23 protein-coding genes are annotated in these 20808 nt (G+C 64.8%); 17 read left to right on the top strand and 6 right to left on the bottom strand.

Annotation, left to right across the window (positions count from 1 at the left end):
• The first annotated feature begins 150 nt into the window (after positions 1–150).
• The 6 genes from NCR39_RS17765 (at position 151) to infA (ending at position 5138) form a co-directional block, all read left to right on the top strand.
• A complete protein-coding gene (locus NCR39_RS17765; protein WP_250453380.1) occupies positions 151–1113 on the top strand; it encodes a LysR family transcriptional regulator in 963 nt (320 codons plus the stop codon).
• Between the two features lie 264 nt (positions 1114–1377).
• A complete protein-coding gene (locus NCR39_RS17760; RefSeq protein ID WP_250453379.1) occupies positions 1378–2328 on the top strand; it encodes a M23 family metallopeptidase in 951 nt (316 codons plus the stop codon).
• 10 nt (positions 2329–2338) lie between these two features.
• Positions 2339–2671 (top strand): hypothetical protein, encoded by a 333-nt coding sequence (locus NCR39_RS17755; RefSeq protein WP_250453378.1) that lies wholly within the window; start codon positions 2339–2341, stop codon positions 2669–2671.
• 75 nt (positions 2672–2746) lie between these two features.
• A complete protein-coding gene (locus tag NCR39_RS17750) occupies positions 2747–3184 on the top strand; it encodes a bactofilin family protein (RefSeq protein WP_250453377.1) in 438 nt (145 codons plus the stop codon).
• A 133-nt stretch (positions 3185–3317) separates the two neighbouring features.
• Positions 3318–4295, top strand: coding sequence for a magnesium/cobalt transporter CorA (gene corA / locus NCR39_RS17745; RefSeq protein ID WP_250453376.1), 978 nt, complete (start codon positions 3318–3320; stop codon positions 4293–4295).
• A 573-nt stretch (positions 4296–4868) separates the two neighbouring features.
• Complete coding sequence (gene infA, locus NCR39_RS17740; protein ID WP_250453375.1) at positions 4869–5138, top strand: translation initiation factor IF-1; 270 nt, start codon at positions 4869–4871, stop codon at positions 5136–5138.
• Between the two features lie 84 nt (positions 5139–5222).
• Here infA and NCR39_RS17735 read toward each other — a convergent pair whose 3' ends face one another.
• The 3 genes from NCR39_RS17735 to zwf are packed head-to-tail and all read right to left on the bottom strand — an operon-like array spanning position 5223 to position 8478.
• Positions 5223–6101, bottom strand: coding sequence for an HAD family hydrolase (locus NCR39_RS17735; protein ID WP_250453374.1), 879 nt, complete (start codon positions 6099–6101; stop codon positions 5223–5225).
• Positions 6098–6886, bottom strand: a complete 789-nt coding sequence (locus tag NCR39_RS17730) for an ROK family protein (RefSeq protein WP_250453667.1) — start codon at positions 6884–6886, stop codon at positions 6098–6100. The genes NCR39_RS17735 and NCR39_RS17730 overlap by 4 nt, the downstream gene beginning before the upstream one ends.
• 32 nt (positions 6887–6918) lie before the next feature.
• Positions 6919–8478 carry a glucose-6-phosphate dehydrogenase gene (gene zwf, locus NCR39_RS17725; protein WP_250453373.1) on the bottom strand — a complete coding sequence of 520 codons (1560 nt, stop codon included), beginning with the start codon at positions 8476–8478 and terminating at the stop codon, positions 6919–6921.
• A 189-nt stretch (positions 8479–8667) separates the two neighbouring features.
• Here zwf and NCR39_RS17720 point away from each other — a divergent pair, with 189 nt between their 5' ends.
• From NCR39_RS17720 to NCR39_RS17695, 6 genes are all read left to right on the top strand, one after another.
• Positions 8668–9552, top strand: coding sequence for an arylamine N-acetyltransferase family protein (locus NCR39_RS17720; protein ID WP_250453372.1), 885 nt, complete (start codon positions 8668–8670; stop codon positions 9550–9552).
• Between the two features lie 13 nt (positions 9553–9565).
• Positions 9566–11269: a peptidoglycan D,D-transpeptidase FtsI family protein gene (locus tag NCR39_RS17715; RefSeq protein WP_250453371.1), complete on the top strand. Its 1704-nt coding sequence runs from the start codon at positions 9566–9568 to the stop codon at positions 11267–11269.
• A 134-nt stretch (positions 11270–11403) separates the two neighbouring features.
• Entirely contained in the window at positions 11404–11736 is a 333-nt protein-coding gene (locus tag NCR39_RS17710) for a hypothetical protein (RefSeq protein ID WP_250453370.1), read from the top strand.
• Positions 11737–11756: 20 nt separating this feature from the next.
• Entirely contained in the window at positions 11757–12047 is a 291-nt protein-coding gene (locus NCR39_RS17705) for a hypothetical protein (protein ID WP_250453369.1), read from the top strand.
• A gap of 294 nt (positions 12048–12341) precedes the next feature.
• Positions 12342–12647, top strand: a complete 306-nt coding sequence (locus NCR39_RS17700; protein ID WP_250453368.1) for a hypothetical protein — start codon at positions 12342–12344, stop codon at positions 12645–12647.
• A 159-nt stretch (positions 12648–12806) separates the two neighbouring features.
• A complete protein-coding gene (locus NCR39_RS17695) occupies positions 12807–13109 on the top strand; it encodes a beta-xylosidase (RefSeq protein WP_250453367.1) in 303 nt (100 codons plus the stop codon).
• A 32-nt stretch (positions 13110–13141) separates the two neighbouring features.
• Here the strand turns inward: NCR39_RS17695 and NCR39_RS17690 are convergent, their stop codons facing one another.
• The 3 genes from NCR39_RS17690 to NCR39_RS17680 form a co-directional block, all read right to left on the bottom strand.
• Positions 13142–14008, bottom strand: coding sequence for a formate/nitrite transporter family protein (locus NCR39_RS17690; RefSeq protein WP_250453366.1), 867 nt, complete (start codon positions 14006–14008; stop codon positions 13142–13144).
• A 93-nt stretch (positions 14009–14101) separates the two neighbouring features.
• Complete coding sequence (locus NCR39_RS17685; RefSeq protein WP_502800234.1) at positions 14102–15166, bottom strand: HoxN/HupN/NixA family nickel/cobalt transporter; 1065 nt, start codon at positions 15164–15166, stop codon at positions 14102–14104.
• Between the two features lie 159 nt (positions 15167–15325).
• Positions 15326–15808: an OmpA family protein gene (locus NCR39_RS17680; protein ID WP_502800233.1), complete on the bottom strand. Its 483-nt coding sequence runs from the start codon at positions 15806–15808 to the stop codon at positions 15326–15328.
• 308 nt (positions 15809–16116) lie between these two features.
• Between NCR39_RS17680 and NCR39_RS17675 the strand changes: the two genes are divergently transcribed.
• The 5 genes from NCR39_RS17675 (at position 16117) to NCR39_RS17655 (ending at position 20418) form a co-directional block, all read left to right on the top strand.
• On the top strand, positions 16117–17172 hold the full coding sequence (locus tag NCR39_RS17675) for a fatty acid desaturase (protein WP_250453363.1): 1056 nt from the start codon (positions 16117–16119) through the stop codon (positions 17170–17172).
• A gap of 10 nt (positions 17173–17182) precedes the next feature.
• Entirely contained in the window at positions 17183–17998 is an 816-nt protein-coding gene (locus tag NCR39_RS17670) for a phosphate/phosphite/phosphonate ABC transporter substrate-binding protein (protein ID WP_250453362.1), read from the top strand.
• A 234-nt stretch (positions 17999–18232) separates the two neighbouring features.
• Complete coding sequence (locus NCR39_RS17665) at positions 18233–19228, top strand: luciferase-like monooxygenase (protein WP_250453361.1); 996 nt, start codon at positions 18233–18235, stop codon at positions 19226–19228.
• Positions 19229–19463: 235 nt separating this feature from the next.
• A complete protein-coding gene (locus tag NCR39_RS17660; protein WP_250453360.1) occupies positions 19464–19709 on the top strand; it encodes a hypothetical protein in 246 nt (81 codons plus the stop codon).
• 430 nt (positions 19710–20139) lie between these two features.
• Complete coding sequence (locus NCR39_RS17655) at positions 20140–20418, top strand: H-NS family nucleoid-associated regulatory protein (RefSeq protein ID WP_250453359.1); 279 nt, start codon at positions 20140–20142, stop codon at positions 20416–20418.
• Positions 20419–20808: the final 390 nt, after the last annotated feature.

Below are 20808 nucleotides of genomic sequence, written 5' to 3'. Positions count from 1 at the left end.
AGGAAGGAGCGAAGACGCGCGCGGCAAGGCGCGGTGTGATGAGGCATGTCGTCTCCGTTATGGGTATTCGGCCCGCTATGCGGCAGGCTCGTAACTTTGAGTATAGTTATGCAAAAGTCCGTCAAGACACGAGAAAAATACCCGATCGATATGCAAAAACGCCCGACGCTCGATCCCGCCAAACTCAACTGGGACGATCTGCGCTATTTCCTCGAAGTCGCCCGCACGCAGCGCGCGAGCGGTGCGGCAAAGCGCCTGGGCGTCGATTACACGACGGTCGCTCGGCGCGTGCGCGCGCTGGAAGATGCGCTCGGCACGCTGCTCTTCGATAAATCGCGCAGCGGCGGTTTCGTGCTGACGGCGGAAGGCCAGCGCCTGCTCGGTTTCGTCGATGCGATGGAAACGACGGTGCAATCCGCCACCGAGCAGATCGCCAATACGGGACACGCGCTGTCGGGGCACGTGCGCGTCGGTTCGACGGAAGGTTTCGGCTGCTTCTTTCTCGCGCCGCAACTCGCGCGCTTTCAGGACGCGCATCCGAACATATCCATCGATCTTTTGCCGGTGCCGCATTTCGTGAGCCTGTCGAAGCGCGAGGCGGATATCGCGGTGACGCTGGAGCGGCCCGAGCAAGGCCAGTACGTCTACACCAAGCTCTGCGACTATCGTCTGAAGCTCTACGCGACGCCCGATTACCTCGCCGGACACGAGCCCATCCGCACGCCCGACGATCTGCGCAACCATCGTTTCGCGAGCTATATCGACGATCTCGCGTTCAGCCACGAACTGCTGTATCTCGAACGCGCGGTGCCGGGCGCGGTGTCGCGCTGGCGCAGCACGAGCGCGATCGCGCAATATCACGCGGCGCTGCAAGGCCGTTCGCTCGCGATCCTGCCGTGCTTCATGGCGTCGCCCGATGCGCGGCTCGTGCCGGTGCTGGCCGATCAGATCGTCGTGACGCGCGCGTTCTTTCTCTCGTGCCGCGAGGACTTGCGCCGGCTGCGGCGCATCACCGCTGTCTGGGACTATTTGCGCGCGGCGGCCGAAGCGAACCGCGCGTTCCTCATGGGCGATGCGCCCGGCATGGCCTGGGTGGACATCAAGCCCGCGTGAGTGAGCGGCGGCGTCATCGCGCGTACACGCTTTTTGACTTTGTTATCGCGATCAAGTGTTTTAATGCCGCTTTTCGGCGATAAACGCAGTTCTGCCCGTCTCACCACTACCCCGTATTACATTGATTCGCTATCCCAATCGATTATCGGCGCGCCGCGCGGATCGCCTCGAATCGCGCTTCTCGCGCCGTGCATCCCGCTTCGTTCAGCCCCGTTCACTTTCCGCCGTCCGCTGATGCCGTTCGTCATCTGGTCCAGGCGGTCGATGTCCAGCCAGCGCATCCGCTTCGTCGAAGCGCGCACGGCGCGCACCATCGCCGTCGTCGCATTGATGGCGCTTTTGATCGCGGCGCTCGCGATCGGCATCGTCATCGGCACGATGTTCGCGCGCACGCATCTCGGCGAAAAGCAGGCGCTCGCGGCGCGGCGTTCCTATGAAATCGAGCAGCTCGGCCGTATCGACGCCGGTCTCAGTGCGCTCGGGCCGCGCGTCGCGGCGTTGGCCGCGCAGTTGAGCGAATTGCACGACTTCGACATCCGGCTGAAAGGCTCGTCCGGCGGCGGCAACGCGCCGGGCGTTCACGATGTTCCGCCGCTGCCGGACAGCCAGGAGCCCGCGACATCGCTCGACGGCGCGGGCGGCCCGGAACTGCCGCCGCGTTTGTGCAACACGGACCTCGCGAGCGAAGGCACGCCGCCGCAACGGCTCAAGCGCGCGGAGAAAGCCGTCGAATGCCTCGACGACACGCTCTCGCAATTGCAGAGCCAGACGGTCGCGCATTACGTCGCGTACATGGCGTTTCCGGGCCGCGATCCCGCGCCGGGCGCGCGCTTCGGCTCGCCGTACGGCAATCGCATCGATCCGTTCACGGGCCACGCCAGTTTTCATCCGGGACTCGATCTCGTCGCGCCCACCGGCACCGCGATTCTCGCGAGCGCGGGCGGACGCGTCGTTCAGGCGGGCGAACGCAACGGCTACGGCAACGCCGTCGATATCCGTCATGCGAACGGCGTCGTCACGCGCTACGGACATGCATCGCGCCTGCTCGTGAAGGAAGGCCAGTTCGTGATGCCGGGCGACGAAATCGCCGAAGTCGGATCGACGGGCCGTTCGACCGGGCCGCATCTTCACTTCGAAGTGATCGTCGGCGGCGCGCAGCTCGATCCGAAGCCCTATCTCTCGCTCTTCACGCACAAGCCCAATGCGAAAGGCTGATTCAAAACGGGTGTCGCTGAAGCTCACCCAGCATCGTTACTCGCTCACGCCGAAGCGCAATGCCGCGTGGCTGCCCGGCGCGATCGCGGCGGTCTGCGCGGTCGGCGCGCTCGTCGCGGCGAGTTTCGCGCTGAAAAGTTCGCAGGACCAGTCGCGCAAGCTCGACACGCTGTGCGCGCCGCCCGCGTCCGAACAGACGTTGCGCGAGCAACTGGCTCACGCGCAATTCGCGCTGGAACAGGAAGCCGCGACGCGCACCGCGCTCGAACAGCGCGTCGCGCAAGGCACGGCGCAGATCGAACGATTGCAGACCGACCTCGCTTTCCTCAGGAAGCAACGCTGATTCAACCGGCCATCGTGGCCACGCCGCGCGGCGTGGCCGTTTGAAACCACTTTGATCGCATCACAAGGATTCGCCATGTTTTCATCGAAGAAAGACCCAAAGAGCGTCAAGACCGCCAAACTCTCCACGCTCGTCGCGCAGAACGTGCACGTTTCGGGCGATATCGAATTCAGCGAGGGCCTGCGCATGGACGGCCAGGTGACCGGCAACGTGACCGGCCGCCCGGGCGACGAATCGCTGCTCGTCGTGAGCGATCAGGGCGCGATTCACGGCAACGTGAGCGCTTACGACGTCATCATCAACGGGCGCGTGGTCGGCGACGTCACGGTCGCGCATTTCGTCGAACTGCAATCGAACGCGCACGTACACGGCAACATCTTCTATCAGAAGCTGCGCATGGACGTCGGCGCGACGGTCGAGGGCAAGCTGACCAAGCTCGATTCGATGCAGCCGGCACCCATCGCATTGCCCGCCGCCGAAGTCGTGCCGGCGCTCGATTACTCCGCAAGCTGAGCGTCGCGCGGGCTTGCACGAAGCCCGTTTCGCGAGGCAATCCGCTAAGATTTCCACGATGACAAAGCCACGCGCTCGTAGCCGCCCGGCACGAGCGCGCGGCCCATTACATCGACATAACAAGGGCGCCCCCATGCTCGTCAATTGCGCGGCCTATCAGAACGGCCGGAAGCTCGCGGACGTACACATCGACGATATCAACGCGTATCGCGATCTGCCCGACTCTTTCATTTGGGTTGCGCTAAAAGAGCCCGGCCCCGGCGAACTCGCGCACATGGCGCAGCAGTTTGGCCTGCACGAACTGGCCGTCGAGGATGCGCAGCACGGGCATCAGCGGCCGAAGATCGAGGAATACGGCGATTCGCTCTTCGCCGTGTTTCATACGGTCGAGTTCGACGAGGAAGGCGAATTACTCGTCGGCGAGATGAACGTGTTCGTCGGCAAGAATTACGTCATCTCGGTGCGTAACCGGACGACGCAAGGCTTTCAGGAAGTGCGCAAGCGCTGCGAGCGCGAGCCGCATCTGCTCAAGCACGGCCCGGCCTTCGTGATGTACGCGCTCCTCGATGCAGTCGTCGATCGCTATTTCCCTATCCTCGAAACGCTCGGCGCGGACCTCGACGAAGTCGAAGAGCGCATCTTCGAGCACAACGGATCGGCGGCGTCGCGGGAGATCATCGAGGATCTGTATTCGCTCAAGCGCCGCATGACGCTTTTGCAGCATCACACCGCGCCCTTGCTCGAAGCCGTGAGCAAGTTGTATGGCGGGCGGCCGCCCGGCGTCTGCGCGGGCATGCAGGAATATTTCCGCGATGTGTACGACCATTTGCTGCGCATCGTGAAGACCATCGAAGGCCGCCGCGAAATGATCGTCACGGCGATTCAGGTCAATCTCGGCCTCATCGCGCTCGCGGAAAGCGAAGTCACCAAGCGCTTGGGCTCGTTCGCGGCGCTCTTCGCCGTGCCGACGATGATCGCCGGCATCTACGGCATGAACTTTCATCGCATTCCGGAGCTGGACTGGGCTTATGGCTATCCGGCGTGCATCAGCGTGATGCTGGTCGTCGACGTGCTGCTATTCCTGCGCTTTAAGAAGGCAGGTTGGTTATAATGGCGACTTCGATGCGAAGTTTGCATCGGTAGTCGAACATTCATAGGGCAGCGCGCGGGAACTTTTGCGCGATGTTGTCTGTCTAATCGGACATGTTTGCTGTGATTTACCAGAGCCGCAGTCTTGCAGTCTTGCAAATCGGACTTGCCGGCCGCAGCTAGAACCAGCAGCAGACACGTTCAATCCTGCAGTCACGCATCACATCGCACGTTGGCAGCCGTGGCATCGCGCCGAACATCACTTCGGAGCGGTTCATGCGCCAATGTCGCCGTCCCGGTCATGCCGGCCAGGGTTCGCCGCCTCACGGCGGGCTCCGCAGTTCCGGCCTATGCCGTCAAGCTCAGCACGAGCCTGAAACGAGACGCGGCGCGCTCAATCGAGCGTGCCGGACACGCTTTACATCGCTTCTGACGCATTGCAGCGACGATGCCTTCTGGCGCAGCCGCTCGTGCATCCATCCGCGAAACCGGCGTTGTGTGCCTGCTCGTGTGCCCGCGCGCGTATCGCGTCGAAGCGGGCAATGGATGAATGAGGCAGGCGCAGCGCCCTACACCACCTTCAACAGGAGCTCAAATGGCGAAAGAAGAACTCATCGAACTCGATGGCATCGTTGACGAAGTGCTTCCCGACAGCCGCTACCGCGTGACGCTCGACAATGGCGTCGTCGTGGGCGCGTACGCTTCGGGCCGCATGCGCAAGAACCATATCCGCATTCTGGCCGGCGACCGCGTCACGCTGGAGCTGTCCGTGTACGACCTCACGAAAGGCCGCATCAATTTCCGTCACAAGGACGAACGCGCAAGCGGCGGCGGCGCGGCACGCGCACCGATGCGCCGGCGTTAATCCTCAAGTATCCGCAGTTAGCGTCCACCGCTGATCCGAAGGCTGCTTCGAAGCCCCGATCCGCGGCGGGCGGCCCCTCAAGTCTCATCCGCGCGCCGACAACAGCGCGTTGATCCCCACCGCAAATCCATCGGCGTCGTTCGTCGCCGACACCAGGCTCGCGCGGCTCTGCACGCCTTCCGACGCCTGTCCCATCGCAATCGACACCCCGGCAATATCGAACATCGCGATATCGTTGGTCATGTCGCCGAGCACGGCCACGCGCTCGAGCGGCACGTTCCTGCGCTGCGCAAGCTCGCGCACCGCTTCGCCCTTGTTCGCGAGCAGATGCGTGATGTCGAGGTAATAGCTCTGCGAGCGCGCCGCGTTCGCCCGCCCTTCCAGCCGCGCCTGCAACTGCTGTTCGACGCGTTCCAGGAGCGGCGCATCGGCGGTCGAGCCGACGATCTTGTCGACCGCATCCAGATCCACGTCGTCGAAGCGCTGCACGAGCACGCCGTCGTAACCGACCGTGCGACGCTCGCGCGGCACGTATGCGCCGTCCGGATTCGTCAGATACCAGACATCGCCGACGAACACCCACGCATCCACACCCGCCGACGCCAACGCTTCCAGCGACGTCTGCACCGCGTCGCGCGGCAGCTTGTGCGCGGCGAGCACTTCCCACGTGCGCGGCGCGACTAGATTGCCGCCGTTATACGACGCGTACGGCATGTCGACGGCGAGCGTCTCGACGATATGCCGCATGCCCGCGCCCGGCCGGCTGCTCGCCACCGTGAATTCGACGCCCGCCTCGTGCAGACGGCGCACCGCGTCTTTCGCGGCCTCGCTGATCGACTTGTCGGTGTGAAGCAGCGTGCCGTCGCAATCCGATACGACGAGCTGGACCTGCGCGAGCGCCTCGAAAGCGGCGGCGCCGTCGCCCGTCACGCTATGCAAACCGTATTGGCCATTCGCGTTCATGAAAGCGCTCCTTCGCGCTGATTGAAATGAGGCAATTGACGGGTTTCGCGCACGGAACGCGGATGCCACAGCTTCGCGCCGCCCTCGATGCCCGCCGCGTTCGACACCACCGCCACGTTCGCCGGCAACTCGAATTTCAGATGCGCCGCGTTGCCGCCGCCGATCCACAGCTTGTCGTAGTTCACGAGCGACGCCAGAATGCCGACGATCTTCTCCACGCGCCGGTTCCAGCGCTTGCTGCCCGCCTTTTCGCGCGCCGCGTTGCCGATGTATTCGTCGTAAGTCCGGCCCTTCGAAACCGGATGATGCGCGAGTTCCAGATGCGGCATCAGTTCGCCATCGCGGAAAAGCGCGGTGCCTGCGCCCGTGCCGAGCGTCAGCACCATTTCGATGCCGCTTCCTTCGATGGCCGCGAGCCCCTGCATTTCCGCGTCGTTGATCATGCGCACGGGCACGCCGCCCAGACGCTGCGCGATCATGTCCGCGAGCGGCACGCGATTCCAGTATTCGTTGCCGAGATTCGGCGCGGTCAGCACGACGTTCTCGCGCACGACGCCGGGAAAGCCGATCGATATATGCGTCGGCGGTTCCGCAACGATCGGCGCGACGAGCGTCATCAGCGTATCGACGACGACATCGGGCGTCGCGGGCTTCGGCGTCGGCACGCGCACGCGCTCGCTTTTCATCTCGCCGTCTTCGGAAAGCATGGCGGCCTTCAACCCCGTTCCGCCGATATCGATGGCCAAAATGCGGTCGGCCTTCGGCGCGCCCTTGGCGGTGGACACGCGCGTCCTGTGCTTCGTTCTGGTTTCCGTGCTCACGTTTTTTGTCCTTCTTCGTTGTGTTGATCGGCGCCATCGGCCGGCGGATTCAACGCGCGCCACGCACGGCCATCGCCTGCCAGCAGCGCGTCCGCCGCTTCCGGCCCCGCGCTGCCCGCCGCATAGCCGTGCACGGGCAGATCGCCATCCGGATGCAGCACGCGATCCACCACCGCCCACGCCGTCTCGATGCTGTCCGCGCGCTGGAAGAGCGTCGCGTCGCCGAGCATGCAGTCGTAGAGCAGCGTCTCGTAGCCCACGTTCGCGCTCGCCGCGAAAAAGTCGCTGTAATCGAACGACGAACGCACCGCGCCGATCTCCACCAGCGGGCCGGGCTTCTTCACGTTGAAATCGAACGTGGTGCCGTGCGCCGGATCGATGCGCAGCGTGTAGACATTGGGCGTGAGCGCGTCGTTGGGCGTATCGCGGAAAAGACGGAACGGCACCGCTTTCAGTTGCACCGATATCTCCGTGCAGCGCTCCGCGAGCCGCTTGCCGGTGCGCAGGTAGAACGGCACGCCGGCCCATCGCCAGTTGTCGACGTACACGCGCGCCGCCGCATACGTCTCGACACGGCTGTCCTTCGCGACGCCCGGCTCATCCCGATACGCGGGCCCCGCCGGACCGGCTTCGTACTGGCCGAGCACGACATCGTCGGGGGAAAGCGGCTTCATCGCCTCGAAGACTTCGGCTTTCTTGTCGCGCACGCTTTCGGCATCGAACGAATTCGGCGGCTCCATCGCGACCATGCCGAGCAACTGGAACAGATGATTCGGCACCATGTCGCGGAACGCGCCCGTGTGCTCGTAGAAGCTGCCGCGCTCTTCCACGCCGATGGTTTCCGCCGCCGTGATCTGCACGTGATCGATGTACTCGCGCCGCCAGACGGGTTCGAACATCGCGTTGGCGAAGCGCACGGCGAGAATGCTCTGCACCGTGTCCTTGCCGAGAAAATGATCGATGCGATACACCTGCGACTCGTCCGCGTGCGCGAGGATGCAGCGGTTCAGCTCTTTCGCCGACGCGAGGTCCGTTCCGAACGGCTTCTCGACGACGAGCCGCCTGAACGCGCCGTCCTTCTGTTCGAGCAGGCCGGCGCTGCCGAGATGCTCCGCGATCGGCGCGAAGAACCGCGCGCCCACCGCGAGATAGAACACGACGTTGCCGCTCTTCGCCTTTTCGAGCCGTTCCTTGAGGCGCGTGTAGGTCGCATCGTCGTCGAATTCGCCCGCGAAGTATTCGAGGCTCTGCGCCACGCGATTCCACGCGTCCTCGTTCAGCTTCGACGTATGGAACGTGCTCGCCTTGTCGGCGGCGAACTTGCGCAGCGACTGCGTCAGATCATCGCGCCATTCGTCTGTTTCGCGCTCGCCATGATTGACGCCGATGACCTGCATGCCGTCGTCGAGCAGGCCATCCGCGGACAGGTTGTAGAGCGCGGGCATCAGGAGACGCTTCGTGAGATCGCCGCCCGCGCCGAAGATCACCAGCGTGCACGGCGGCGCGCGCCGCTTCGTTTTGTTCGAATCGCTTGACTGCGTGGCTTCGTTCGGCATGACGTGGCGTTCCTTATCCGTTATCCGTTGCTGAAGCTGGAAAGACCCTCGGCGATGCGGCACAGTTCAATCGAACGCCTTGTATTACGGCACATGCGGCGCTCTGTATGCGTTTTGTAATTTCTCGCCTTTCGTGTCGTAAAATGTCCCGTCCTCGGGCGACGCGTCGCGACTTCGCAGATCACCAACATGAATCCAAACGACACTTCCATCGACCTGTCCGCTTACTTCGCGCGTATCGGCCATGACGATGCAACCCGCCCCGCGCCGACGCTCGACACGCTGCGTGCGCTGCATCTGCTTCATCCGCAGGCGATCCCCTTCGAGAATCTCGACGTGCTGCTCGGGCGTCCCGTGCGGCTCGATCTGGCGTCGATCCAGCGCAAGCTCGTCGCCGACCGGCGCGGCGGCTACTGCTACGAACACAATCTGCTTTTCCGCAGCGTACTCGAAGCGCTCGGTTTTCGCGTGCAAAGCTACGCGGCGCGCGTCCTGTGGGGCCGTGCCGATCCCGCCATGCCGCCGCGCTCGCACATGCTGCTCGTCGTCCAACTGGACGAAGGCGCGTTCGTCGCGGATGTCGGCTTCGGCGGCATGACGCTTTCCGCCCCGCTCGCGCTCGAAAGCGGCCTCGAGCAGATCACGCCGCACGGCGCGTTTCGTCTGGAGAGAATCGATCCCGACGCGCGGCTGCCGCATTTCCGGCTCGACGCGCTCATCGACGGCACATGGGCGCCGGTCTACCGCTTCGACTTCGATCCGCAATACGGCATCGACTATGAGATGTCGAACCATTTCGTATCAACCTATCCGCAGTCCATCTTCCTGCACAACCTGCTCGCCGCGCGCCTCGCGCCGGGCCGGCGCTACGGGCTGCTCAACCGTCGCCTGTCCACGCACGACGATCGTGAAGGCACCACGCATCGCGAACTGGCGAGCGTGGCCGACTTGCGCCGCGCGTTGAGCGAGGAGATCGGCATTCATCTGCCCGATGCGCCCGATTGCGCGAATCCCGTCACTACCGCCGATCTGGACGCCGCGCTCGCGCGTCTTTCCGCGTCCCATCCGGCCTGACCGCACGACACCGATGTTCAGAAGAAAAACGCCAGCAAGCCGCGACTTTCATACGCATCATCGCAGCACCATGCTCGGAAGCCGCCTGCCCGCGTGGCGCTCGCGGCTCGTCTTCGCGGGCGTGACGGCGGCGTTTCTCGCGCTGGCCGGGCGCGCGATGTGGGTGCAGGTCGTCGATCACGAGTTCTACATCGGCGAAGGACAGAAGCGCTATCAGCGCACGCTGGCGCTCGCCGCGACGCGCGGGCGCATCGTCGACCGGCATGGCGCGATGCTCGCCGTGAGCCTCGCGACCTACGAGGTGTGGGCAAGCCCGAAGCGTCTCGACGGCGCGCGCAACGACGACATCGCGAAGCTGCTCGGCGTGCCCGCGCGCGATCTGGCGCGGCGGCTCGATACCGACCGCAATTTCGTGCTGCTCAAGCGCCAGGTCGAATCCGAAGCCGCCGAGCGCATCGCGGAACTCGGGCGCGCGGGCGTCACGCTCGTGCCGGACACGAAGCGTTTTTATCCCGAGGGCGAATCGGCGGCGCATGTCGTCGGCTTCACGGATAACGAGGACCAAGGTCAGGAAGGCATCGAGCTTGCCGCCGATGCGCGTCTCGCGGGCGAAGCGGGCCAGCGCGAAGTCATTCGCGACCGGCTCGGGCGCGTGGTATCGCAGATCGGCGAGACGGAAATGCCGCAGAACGGCGAAACGATTCAACTGACCATCGACCGTCGGATTCAGCAGCTTGCGCATTCGCAATTGAAAGCCGCCATCGCGAAGCATCGGGCGCGCGCGGGCAGCGTCGTCGTGCTCGATGCGAAGAACGGCGAAGTGCTCGCGCTCGCCAACTATCCGAGCTTCGATCCGAACGACCGCAGCCGTCTCACCGGCGAGCAGTTGCGCAATCGCGCGCTCACGGACACGTTCGAGCCCGGCTCGACCATCAAGCCGCTCGTGGCGGCGCTCGCCATCGATCTCGGCAAGGTGCGGCCGGATACGCGCATCGATACGACGCCCGGCACCATGAAGATCGGTCCGAACGTGATTCACGACACGTCGAATCACGGCGTCATCACCGTGTCCGAAGCCGTGCAGATGTCGAGCAATGTCGCGCTCACGAAGCTCGCGCTGCAACTGCCCGCGCAGACCATCTGGGACAAGTATCGCGAATACGGCATCGGGCGCGCGCCGGAACTCACGTTTCCGGGCGCGGCCACCGGGCGGCTGCGTGCGCCGGAACGCTGGAAGCCCATCGAACAGGCGACGATGGCGTACGGCTACGGGTTGTCGCTTTCGCTGCTGCAGATCGCGCAGATATACACCGCGTATGCCGGCGACGGGCGCTTTCACGCGGCCACGCTGATCCACGGCGAGAAGCGCCGCGAAAGCGTGCCGGTGGTGAAGCCCGCGACAGCCGCCGCCGTGCGCGACATGCTCGAAATGGCGATGGGGCCGAACGGCACCGGACGCGCCGCCGCGGTCGAAGGCTATCGCGTCGGCGGCAAGACGGGCACGGCGCGCAAGCAGGTCGGGCGGTCATATGCGGCGAACAAGTATCGCGCGTCGTTCGTCGGCATCGCGCCGATGAGCGATCCGCGCGTGATCGTCGCCGTCATGATCGACGAGCCGACCGGCGGCACGTACTACGGCGGCACGGTGGCGGGACCGGTGTTCTCGGGCATCGTCGGCGCGACGCTGCCGCTGCTCGGCATTCCGCCCGACGCGTGATGCGCGACGCCACGCGCGGGAAGCCAGCGGGCGCGCACGTTGCTGTCTCGATCAGGCGCCGAAGCTGACCGAACCGTAAAGGCGCTGTGATCTAATGACGCGTTCGGCCTGAAATCACGATAACCGGGAAGACCATGAAAAAACTCGCCGCGGCCCTCGCGCTGCCCTTGCTCATGTCCGCTTGCGGGCGCTTCCATAACGCCGATGCAGGCCAGCCCGAAGTGGATACCGCATCGACGGAGAACCGCGTCGGCAGCATCGTGCAATGCATTGCCGACGAAGCGAAGAAGCACAACGCCACGTTCAAGCAGACCGCGATTCCGCAAGGCACGATGCTCGAATTCGGCGACTCCAACGTCATCAAGGTCCGTTTCGACAACGGCGAGACCGTGTACCGCTTCTATCCGGGCGAGCGCCACGCGTCGAACCTGTGGATCGAAGGCGCGGGCAAGAAATGCGCACCGTGACGCGCGGAGCATAGAACGGCATGCGCTCGACCAAAGCCATCAACGCCGTCGAACGGCTCAAGACCCGCACCGGCAATCCGCACTACGCGGCGGTGAGCATGCCGGGCGGCTATTTCTATCTCGTCGAACGGTCGGCGGAAGGATCGAACAAGCTCTGCGATCCTTTGCCGATGGACGACTTCATCGCGTTCGTCAACGCGCGCGAGCCCGCCAAGCCGCGCAAGGTCAGCAAGCTCGATCAGGCGATGGAAGCGCAAATTGGCCGCAGCGGCAAGCGCGCGGACAAGCCGACGCCCGACACGCTCGACTGAAACCGCGCTTGCGTCTGGCGCATCGCAGCATCGAAAGCACCACGCTCTCAGCAATAAATGTGCGTTGACAGACGGAGCCACATGGCACCCGTTGCGTACATTTTTGGTAACGGTCGTACCTTTGGTCATCAAGGACTCAAAGACAGCATCACGGGTCGCGATCGTACAAGTCAGATAACGAGCAAGGGCCGCCCGCGACGATTCATCAGAAATTGCGCGGGTGAAACGGGGTGCCCGCCGGCGTAACGACGAAAGAGCGTGCGTCGCGTCGCGCGGCTGAGAGGAAGACCAGCGATGAAGAAGAAAAAGAGCGAGGCCAAGGGCAGCTTGCTGCCTTCGGCTTTGGCGGATGTCGAACTTCAACATATCGAACGCGCGGTCGCGCAGCTTCGCACGATGCACAACCAGTCGCCGGGAACCCTGAACGTCGAGTACTGGCGTGAGCGGCTCGCGGCGGTCGTGAGCGGCTATGCGCTCGTGCCCGCGCAGAAGCAGCGCATCGAGGCGCTGCGCGTTGCGCTCGATGCGGTCCGCACCACTCCACGCGACGGCGGCAGCCGCAAAAGGTCGACCAACAGGCTTTGGGCGAAAGCGGCCTGAATAGCCGCTTTCGCCATTCGCGCAACGGCGCGATCCCGATCGTCGCGCGGCCGGCCCGGTCGCGCGCGCTTGCACTTGTTTGTCGAACCGGTTCACAGGCGGTCTCAGGCATCGTTCGTGCTCGATATGAAGCTTCCATTTGAACTGCCTGGAGGCGCCATGTCTGCATCGTTTCATCGAATCGCCGCCACGCTCGTCGCGTCCGCCGCGGCCGTGTTCAGCACGGTCGGCCACGCGCAGATCACCCAGCCGGCCGGTTCGGATCAGCAGGAAAACCGCACGTCGGATTCGACCGGCCGCGCGAATCCGTCGGGCACGATGGTGCATGAATCGCAGAAGCCGCAATCGAAGGATGCCGCCGGCGGCGCGCGCGGCCCGACCGTCGGCAAGGATCACAAGACCGAAGGCGCGGGCGGCTTCGGCAACGGCCTTTACGGCACGGGCGCGGGCAACAACAAGTAGCCCGCACGACAGCGCGCGGGCTCCGGCAGCGTTCAGTCCGCGCGCTGCGCCGATCCGTTGATCTCCGGCGCGATAGCCGCGTGATTGACGATCGCCACCAGCGACACCCCGCCGATCACGTTGCCGATGAACGTCGGCACGAGGAACACGAGGAAGTAATCGGAGACGCTCGCGGCGCCCGTCATCACCGCATACGCCGATTCCACCGATCCCGCGATCACATGCGACAGCTTGCTCACGGCCACGGTGTACGTCACGAGCAGGACGGTGAGCAGGCGCGCGGAACGGGCGCTCGGCAGCAGCCAGACCATCAGCGCGATGAGCCAGCCGGCGAACATCGCGCGCACGAGCGTCACGCCGAAACTCGCGGAAAGCGGCGCCTTGGCGACCTTCGCGAGCGCCTCGGTGACTTCGGGCGAGAACACGCCGGGAATCTGCAAGAGACCCGCGAAGATCATCGTGCCGATCAGATTGAAGAACAGCACGATTGTCCAGAGCCGGAAGGTCTTGGCGAGCGTCGTCAAATCGCGCCGCGTGAGCACGGGCAGCACCGCCGTCAGCGTGCTTTCGGTGAAGAGCTGCTGGCGGCCGAGAATCACGAAGACGAAGCCGATCGTGTAGCCGAAGCTCGTGATGAGGCTGCGCCAGCTCGTGTCCGGCAACTCGCTTTCCAGAATGGATTGGACGAGAAACGAGAAGCCCATCGAGAGTCCCGCCGCGAGCGCGGACCACATGAGCGCGCCGAACGTCCGCTCCATCGCGGCCTCGCCCTCTTCCCGCACGATTTCGTGAATGACGAGCGCGTGCGGCGTCGAATGTTCGGCGGCCTGTTCGCGCTCGGCTTCGTCGAGATTGGGTGATTCGGATCCGGCGGATGGCCCCTTGTCCTGCTCTGACATGATCGTTCTCCGTGAAGGCCGCTCGATGGGAATCGATGAGCGGCGGCGCACGATCAGAGCAGGAACGATGCCCGCGAATCAGGACACGGCGGACTAGCGCGCGTTGACGGTATCGCGCGTATCGTAGCCGCGCCACTTGTAGATGAGCGCCGACGCGAGCCAGCACGCGGCGAAGAGACCGACGATCGCATAGCCGAGCGCGCCGAAGTGCTCGGAGAGCATCGAAGCGATGTCCCACAGCCCGCCCTTCAGTTGCAGCCGGTCCGCGATCAGCCCGAGCGCCTCGACGCCGCCCACGAACACCGCGATCACCACCGAGATCAGCGTGACCGTCAGGTTGTAGTAGAGCTTGCGCACCGGCTTCATGAAGGCCCAGCCGTATGCGCCGAGCATCAGCATGCTGTCGGCGGTATCGATGAGCGACATGCCCGCCGTGAAGAGCACGGGAAACACGAGGATCGACCAGACCGGCATGCCGCGCGCCGCTTCCGACGCCGCAATGCCCATCAGGCCGATTTCGGTGGCCGTATCGAAACCGAGGCCGAACAGAAAGCCGAGCGGATACATGTGCCAGCTTTTGCCGATGAACCCGAAAAGCGGCCGGGCGATGCGCGCGAGCGGCCCGCCGCCGACGATCAGCATGTCCGCGTCTTCATCGCGGATGGCGTCGCCGCGCCGCACGCGCCGGAATGCGCGCCATACGCCGCGCAACACGAAGAGATTCATCGCCGCGATGGCGAACAGAAAGAGCGCCGACACCGACGTGCCGATCAGCCCGCCGATCTCGCGAAACGCGAGGAAGCGTCCCTGCACGGCGGCGGCTGTCGCGGCGATGACGGCGGTCGCGAGCACGACGACCGTCGAATGCCCGAGCGAAAAGAAGATGCCGACGGCGATCGGCCGCTTGCCCTGCTGCATCAGCTTGCGCGTGACGTTATCGATGGCGGCGATGTGGTCGGCATCGACGGCATGGCGAAGCCCGAGCGAATACGCGAGCAGCGACGTGCCGAGAATCAACGGATAGTGACGAAACGCGATCAGCGCCCAGACCCAGGCGACGATATTGAACGCGACGAGCCCGGCTAAAAGGCGCGTGGACCGGCGCGGAAGCATGAGAGCCAGAGGTGACGCGGTGCCGGGTTCGGAAGGTCGGGCCATGTGTGCGCAGACGTCACGGAGGGACAAAGGGTCACAAAGCGTCAAAGGATACCGTGCTTCGACCCTGAGCCAATATTCCCCGGCCTGAAGCGACATCGCCCGGCCGACGCGATGCATGCGACGGCCGGGCGATTGCCCGAACGAACGGCGGAAGCGGACTTACTTGCCCATGATCGTATCGACCGATTCGCCGATGATCACGATCTCCGTGCGACGATTGCGCGCGCGGCCTTCGTCGGTATCGTTGCTCGCGACGGGACGGTCGAACGCGAAGCCCTTGTAGTTGACACGCGACGCCGGCACGCCCTTGTCGGCGAGCGCTCGCGCGACGACTTCGGCGCGCGCCTGCGAGAGCTTCATGTTGTAGTCGCGCTCGCCGATGTTGTCGGTATGCCCTTCCACCAGCACGGGCTTCTTGCTGCGCATGATCAGCACGGCCGACCGCGCGATGGCGGGACCGGAATCCGCGCGCAGCGTGGCCTTGTCGAAGTCGAACAGCACCTTCTCCGGCAGGCGCACGCCCACGCCTTGCGGCGTCTCCGTCACCTCGATTCCCGCCGCCTGGTTCAACGACTCTTCCTTCGTGCGGTCCAGACTGGAACAGCCCGTCAGCACGGAAACGGCAGCCACTAAGGCGCCCATAGCCATCAGCTTCTTCAACTCTTTCTCCTTGCAGCTCATGAAATCGGCGTCGCGGCGACATTGCCGTGCGCCTCGACTGCATCCTGTTGGCATGTCTAAGCATCGACCGATGCCGGCACGTTTTCGGATGCACTTGTAAAAGCGCGAAAGGTATAGCACGGTCGTGCGGCGCACTTGTCAACATTTGCAAAGCGCGAAAGACAGGCGAGCGGCGCTTTCCCGGCATCGCGAAAAACATTGCCGGATTCGTTGGTTGGGTGCGCAAAGCGGCGCGGCTACCATGGCCCTTCCGCTTCACAGAGCCCGCCATGCCACGCTATCTCGACGACGCACAACGCGATGCAATCCAGGATCGGCGCGCGTCGTGGCGCTGGCGCAGCGAATGGCCGACGTGGCTCGTGATCGTCGCCGTGCATGGCGGATGGTTCGCCGTCGCGGTCCACGCGCGCACGCTCGGATTGCCCGTCGCGCTCGTCCTGCTGACGGTGCTCTCGTGCGGGTACATGTCGCTGCAGCACGAACTGCTGCACGGCCATCCGACGCGCTGGCCGTTCATCAACATGTTGTTCGGCGTCGCGCCGCTGGCGGTGTGGTTTCCGTATGCGGTTTATCGCGACTCGCATCTTCGTCATCACGACGATGCGCATCTCACCGTGCCCGGCCGCGATCCCGAGAGCTATTACGTGACGCCCGAACAATGGGCGAACGCGGGCGCGCTGCTGCGGGCCGCGATCGCCGCGCGCAATACGTCTGCGGGGCGCATGCTGATCGGGCCGTGGTTCTCGATCGCCGCGTCGTGGCGCGAGGCCGCGCAGGCGCTCGCGACGCGTCAGTGGCGAATCGTCGCGAGCTGGGCCGCGCATGTGACGATGCTGGCCGCGCTCGCGTGGTGGCTCGATACGCGATGCGGCATTCCGTGGCGCGCGCTGATTTTCGGCGTCGGCTATGCGTCGCTCGCGCTGGCTTCGGTGCGATCGTTCCACGAGCATCGCGCGGCTCACGACGAACGCGAACGGACGGTCATCAACGAGGCCGCGTGGCCGTGGCGGCTGCTTTTTCTGAACAACAACTACCACGCGGTGCATCACGACTTGCCGGGCGTGCCGTGGTACGCGCTCGGCGATGTCTACGAAGAACGGCGCGACGACTATCGCGCGGGCAACGGCGGCTTCGTCGTGCGCGGCTACGGCGAATGGCTGACGCGGCATGCGTTCGCACAGGTTGTATCGCCGGTGCATCCGTTCGCGGGCGACGCGGACGTGCGGACATCGGCGCAGACATCGGCGCAGACATCGGCGCAGACATCGGCACGAATTCGGCCGGTTCGCCGCGATATCGGTACGATGCAATCTCCTTCCGCCTGAACGCCCGCCGATGCAATGGATTGCCGCCTTGCCGATGTACAACGTCGCGCCCGCGCTCGCCGACGACTGGCGCGCATGGCTCGATGCCGCCCTCGCGCGCCTGTCCGGTCGGCTGATTGCGCGCGGCGACACCGTGCGGATCGTCGATCCCGGCGCGGACCTCACCGCGTTCTGGCTTCGCGACGACGTATTGCTCTCGCAAACCTGCGGCTATCCGCTGCTGCATGCGCTGAACGGGCGCGTGCAACTGGTCGCCACGCCCGATTTCGATGCGCCCGGTTGCGAGCACGGCGGATATCGCAGCGTGCTGGTGGCGGGCGCGCGGGTGGAAGCGGCGTCGCTCGAAGCGTGCCGCGGCCTGCGCGCGGTCTATAACGACGACGATTCCAACAGCGGCATGAACCTTTTCCGGCACGCGGTCGCGCCGTTTGCAGCGAACGGGCGATTCTTCGCGTCGGTCGCGAAAAGCGGCTCGCATCTGGCGTCGTTGCGGGCGATTGCCGTCGATCGCACCGCCGACGTCGCCGCCATCGACTGCGTCACGCTCGCGTTCGTGCGCACGCATCGGCCGGAGCTGGCGGCGGGCATCCGCGAGATCGGCGTGACGGCGAGCGCGCCTGCGTTGCCGTTCATCGCGTCGCGGCGCGTGCCGCCAGAAATCGTCGATGCCCTCGCCGCCGCGCTCTCCGAGGCAACCGCAAATGACGCGCCGTTCGCGCGCCGGCTGCGGCTCAACGGATTGCTGCGCTTCACACAGGCGGATTACGCGGTGATCGATCGCTATGAGCGCGAGGCGATCGAGTCGGGGTATCCGCGGCTTGCGTGATCGCGCGCTTGTCATCTGGAATGCTTACTGATGCGTCCCCGGTTGCCATGACCGGTGCGTAGAGCCGCGGCCATCGCTGCGTCTCCGGCGAGCCGCCGCCCCGAATCCTCCCGTCCCGGCAGACTTTTCAGACTTTCGGCACAATCGGGTTTTCCCATACGTGGCCGCGTCGAGGCCCGCTCCGCACGCATTCGCGCGCCGGAGCGCCGCGTCACCGAAAGCCAAGAATCCGCAATGATCCCCTTCTCGCTGCTCGACCTTTCGCCCATTCCGCTCGGCTCGACCGCCGCCGACGCCTTCGCCCATTCGCTCGATCTCGCCCAGCACGCCGAACGCTGGGGCTATCTGCGCTACTGGCTCGCGGAACATCACAACATGACGGGCATCGCCAGCGCGGCGACGTCGGTGGTGATCGGGCACATCGCGGCGGGCACCAAAACGATACGCGTCGGCTCCGGCGGCATCATGCTGCCGAATCACGCGCCGCTCGTGATCGCCGAGCAGTTCGGCACGCTCGCGTCGCTGTTTCCGGGCCGCATCGATTTGGGGCTAGGCCGCGCGCCCGGCACCGACCAGACCACCGCCCGCGCGCTGCGCCGCGATCTGCAAGGCAGCGCGGACTCGTTCCCGGACGATGTCGTCGAACTGCAACGCTTTTTCGCCGATCCCGTCGAAGGCCAGCGCGTGCGCGCAGTGCCCGGCGCGGGTCTGCACGTGCCGATCTGGCTGCTCGGCTCGTCGCTGTTCTCCGCGCAGCTCGCGGCCGCGCTCGGGCTGCCGTTCGCGTTCGCATCGCATTTCGCGCCGGATTATCTGCTGACCGCGCTGGACGTGTATCGCTCGCAGTTCCGTCCTTCGGCGACGCTGAAAAAGCCCTACGCGATGGTCGGCGTCAACGTCTTCGCCGCCGATACCACCGAGGAAGCGCGCTTCCTGTTCACGTCGCTCGAACAGCAGTTCATCAATCTGCGGCGCGGCACGCCCGGGCAACTGCCGCCGCCCGTCGAGTCGATCGCGTGGACGCCGGCCGAGCGCGCGGGCGTCGAGCATTCGCTCGCGTGCTCGGTCGTCGGCAATCGCGCGGATGTCGAAGCGGGGCTGCGCTCGGTCATCGACCAGACGCGGGCCGACGAACTCATCGTGACCGCGCAGATTTTCGATCATCAGGCGCGCCTGCGCTCCTTCGAGATCACGGCACAAGCGCGCGACGCCATCGGCACAAACGCCTAGCCGCACGTCCGCGCCACGCCCGGCACGCCCGCCAGCCGCCCGTGCTGGACGCGCGCGCTTTTGACAGGCAATAATGAGATACCGGAGCGGCGGCGCGAAGCATTGCGCGCGGCGCTTCGCGTCTGCTCTACCCGCCACGCATCGCCCATTCGAACGCGTACGCTTTTTGGTGCGCGCGGCCGGCGACGCGGCGGACAACAACAACGACGTTGCAAGAGGGAGAGGAAGAATGTCGATGCCGAGAAGCGCTGCCACCGGGGCCATGACGCTCCTGACGGAACACGATGAAGCGAGCGGCCAGGAAGTGCGCTCGCTGCGGCTCGAACCCGCCGCCGACGGCAAGGCCGTCCTGCTGATCGAAATCGACGAGCGCAAACCCGGTATTCATCGTGAAGTGCGTTATGAGATTACCCCCGCCGAACTGATTGCGGCCATTCGCGCGCACGGTGCGGAATTACCGGGAGAGCAGCATTCGCGTTAAAACTTTTTTAATAGTTGCCGCGCGCAGCATACAATAGAGTTCAAAGCGGGGTTTCAGCCGTCCGGCAGTGGCGGCGGCGCGAGCCTCGTGTTCCGCGGATCGTGGCCGAATTCGGCTTTCCGGCGTGACTTCCCGCGCGCACCCTTGTCGCGCGTCCGTCATGCGATCCCTGAACGGGCGTTTATCCGCAATCCGCTCGATGCCGGCTATATGAGCAACGAGACTAGCGGATTAAACCCGACCTGCGGTAAATACACTAATTGACGCGCGGCAGGCACTGCGCCACGCTTGTATAAACACAAACTCAAGTCTTCGAACCGCCCCGGTCCGCGCGGGGCATCGGTTCGTCATCTGTAAATCAAAAAGCTGAATCAGGAAAGCCGTGGACGAAAGAAAGCGAGATAGCATCATTGCGTATTTGCGCAGCCGCATGGCCGAATTCGGCATCACCGAAAGCGCATTGGCCGAAGCATTAGCCGAAGTGTCGGAGGCTCCCCCGCCGCCCATGCTCACGAAGACCAACGGAGCAAACGGCGCGATAAAGCCGAAACGGGCGATGCCGCAACTCCCGTCCCTGCCGCAAGCCCATGGCGACCAGCCGGTGTTTCGCAATGCCAGCGGCGATACGTGGGACGGCGTCGGCGACATGCCGGAATGGCTCAAGCGCGCGGTGCATGCGGGACAGGACATCGAGTTTTATCGCGTCTGAAGCCCTGGCTCCAAGGCTGCGCGCGCGCGTGGACGGCAACGCCCAGGCGCGCGGCTGCGTGCGCGCAACGTCATTCGTGAAACGCGCGAAATCAATTCGCGCGGCGTTACGCATCGCGTAGCGCGGGCGCGTCGTTTCATAGGCAATTCGCTGCTAATTATCAAGCTCAAAAATTTTCAGCGATGCATCGCCATCGTGCCGGAAACGGTTTATTGGTCGTTCCTGTAGCCGGCTGGCTTTGGCTCGCCGCGTATCGACCTCGTTGAGTCGCCGCCTGAGAGCGACAAAACGCCCTTCCCGGTCGTGAGGAGCACCCATGAACGCACACGGACGCCGCGAGCCCGACGCCGACATGTACCCAAATGCAATCGCCATTGCGCCGGCGCATCT

It is taken from the genome of Caballeronia sp. ATUFL_M2_KS44 (genome assembly GCF_023630965.1).
In the GTDB taxonomy this organism is placed as follows: domain Bacteria; phylum Pseudomonadota; class Gammaproteobacteria; order Burkholderiales; family Burkholderiaceae; genus Caballeronia; species Caballeronia concitans.
The sequence above is the reverse complement of the archived record's forward strand: the minus strand, read 5'-3'. Positions and strand labels throughout refer to the sequence as shown.

Excerpts from the sequence above, each read along its gene's own strand:
- NCR39_RS17765 (WP_250453380.1), top strand. The coding sequence starts at position 151 with ATGCAAAAACGCCCGACGCTCGATCCCGCCAAACTCAACTGGGACGAT.
- NCR39_RS17660 (WP_250453360.1), top strand. The coding sequence starts at position 19,464 with ATGCCGAGAAGCGCTGCCACCGGGGCCATGACGCTCCTGACGGAACAC.
- NCR39_RS17655 (WP_250453359.1), top strand. The coding sequence starts at position 20,140 with ATGGCCGAATTCGGCATCACCGAAAGCGCATTGGCCGAAGCATTAGCC.
- NCR39_RS17735 (WP_250453374.1), bottom strand. The coding sequence starts at position 6,101 with ATGAACGCGAATGGCCAATACGGTTTGCATAGCGTGACGGGCGACGGC.
- corA (WP_250453376.1), top strand. The coding sequence starts at position 3,318 with ATGCTCGTCAATTGCGCGGCCTATCAGAACGGCCGGAAGCTCGCGGAC.
- NCR39_RS17705 (WP_250453369.1), top strand. The coding sequence starts at position 11,757 with ATGCGCTCGACCAAAGCCATCAACGCCGTCGAACGGCTCAAGACCCGC.
- NCR39_RS17670 (WP_250453362.1), top strand. The coding sequence starts at position 17,183 with ATGCAATGGATTGCCGCCTTGCCGATGTACAACGTCGCGCCCGCGCTC.
- NCR39_RS17695 (WP_250453367.1), top strand. The coding sequence starts at position 12,807 with ATGTCTGCATCGTTTCATCGAATCGCCGCCACGCTCGTCGCGTCCGCC.
- NCR39_RS17750 (WP_250453377.1), top strand. The coding sequence starts at position 2,747 with ATGTTTTCATCGAAGAAAGACCCAAAGAGCGTCAAGACCGCCAAACTC.
- NCR39_RS17715 (WP_250453371.1), top strand. The coding sequence starts at position 9,566 with ATGTTCAGAAGAAAAACGCCAGCAAGCCGCGACTTTCATACGCATCAT.
- NCR39_RS17675 (WP_250453363.1), top strand. The coding sequence starts at position 16,117 with ATGCCACGCTATCTCGACGACGCACAACGCGATGCAATCCAGGATCGG.
- NCR39_RS17720 (WP_250453372.1), top strand. The coding sequence starts at position 8,668 with ATGAATCCAAACGACACTTCCATCGACCTGTCCGCTTACTTCGCGCGT.
- NCR39_RS17665 (WP_250453361.1), top strand. The coding sequence starts at position 18,233 with ATGATCCCCTTCTCGCTGCTCGACCTTTCGCCCATTCCGCTCGGCTCG.
- NCR39_RS17680 (WP_502800233.1), bottom strand. The coding sequence starts at position 15,808 with ATGGGCGCCTTAGTGGCTGCCGTTTCCGTGCTGACGGGCTGTTCCAGT.
- NCR39_RS17685 (WP_502800234.1), bottom strand. The coding sequence starts at position 15,166 with ATGGCCCGACCTTCCGAACCCGGCACCGCGTCACCTCTGGCTCTCATG.
- NCR39_RS17760 (WP_250453379.1), top strand. The coding sequence starts at position 1,378 with ATGTCCAGCCAGCGCATCCGCTTCGTCGAAGCGCGCACGGCGCGCACC.
- zwf (WP_250453373.1), bottom strand. The coding sequence starts at position 8,478 with ATGCCGAACGAAGCCACGCAGTCAAGCGATTCGAACAAAACGAAGCGG.
- NCR39_RS17690 (WP_250453366.1), bottom strand. The coding sequence starts at position 14,008 with ATGTCAGAGCAGGACAAGGGGCCATCCGCCGGATCCGAATCACCCAAT.
- NCR39_RS17710 (WP_250453370.1), top strand. The coding sequence starts at position 11,404 with ATGAAAAAACTCGCCGCGGCCCTCGCGCTGCCCTTGCTCATGTCCGCT.
- infA (WP_250453375.1), top strand. The coding sequence starts at position 4,869 with ATGGCGAAAGAAGAACTCATCGAACTCGATGGCATCGTTGACGAAGTG.
- NCR39_RS17700 (WP_250453368.1), top strand. The coding sequence starts at position 12,342 with ATGAAGAAGAAAAAGAGCGAGGCCAAGGGCAGCTTGCTGCCTTCGGCT.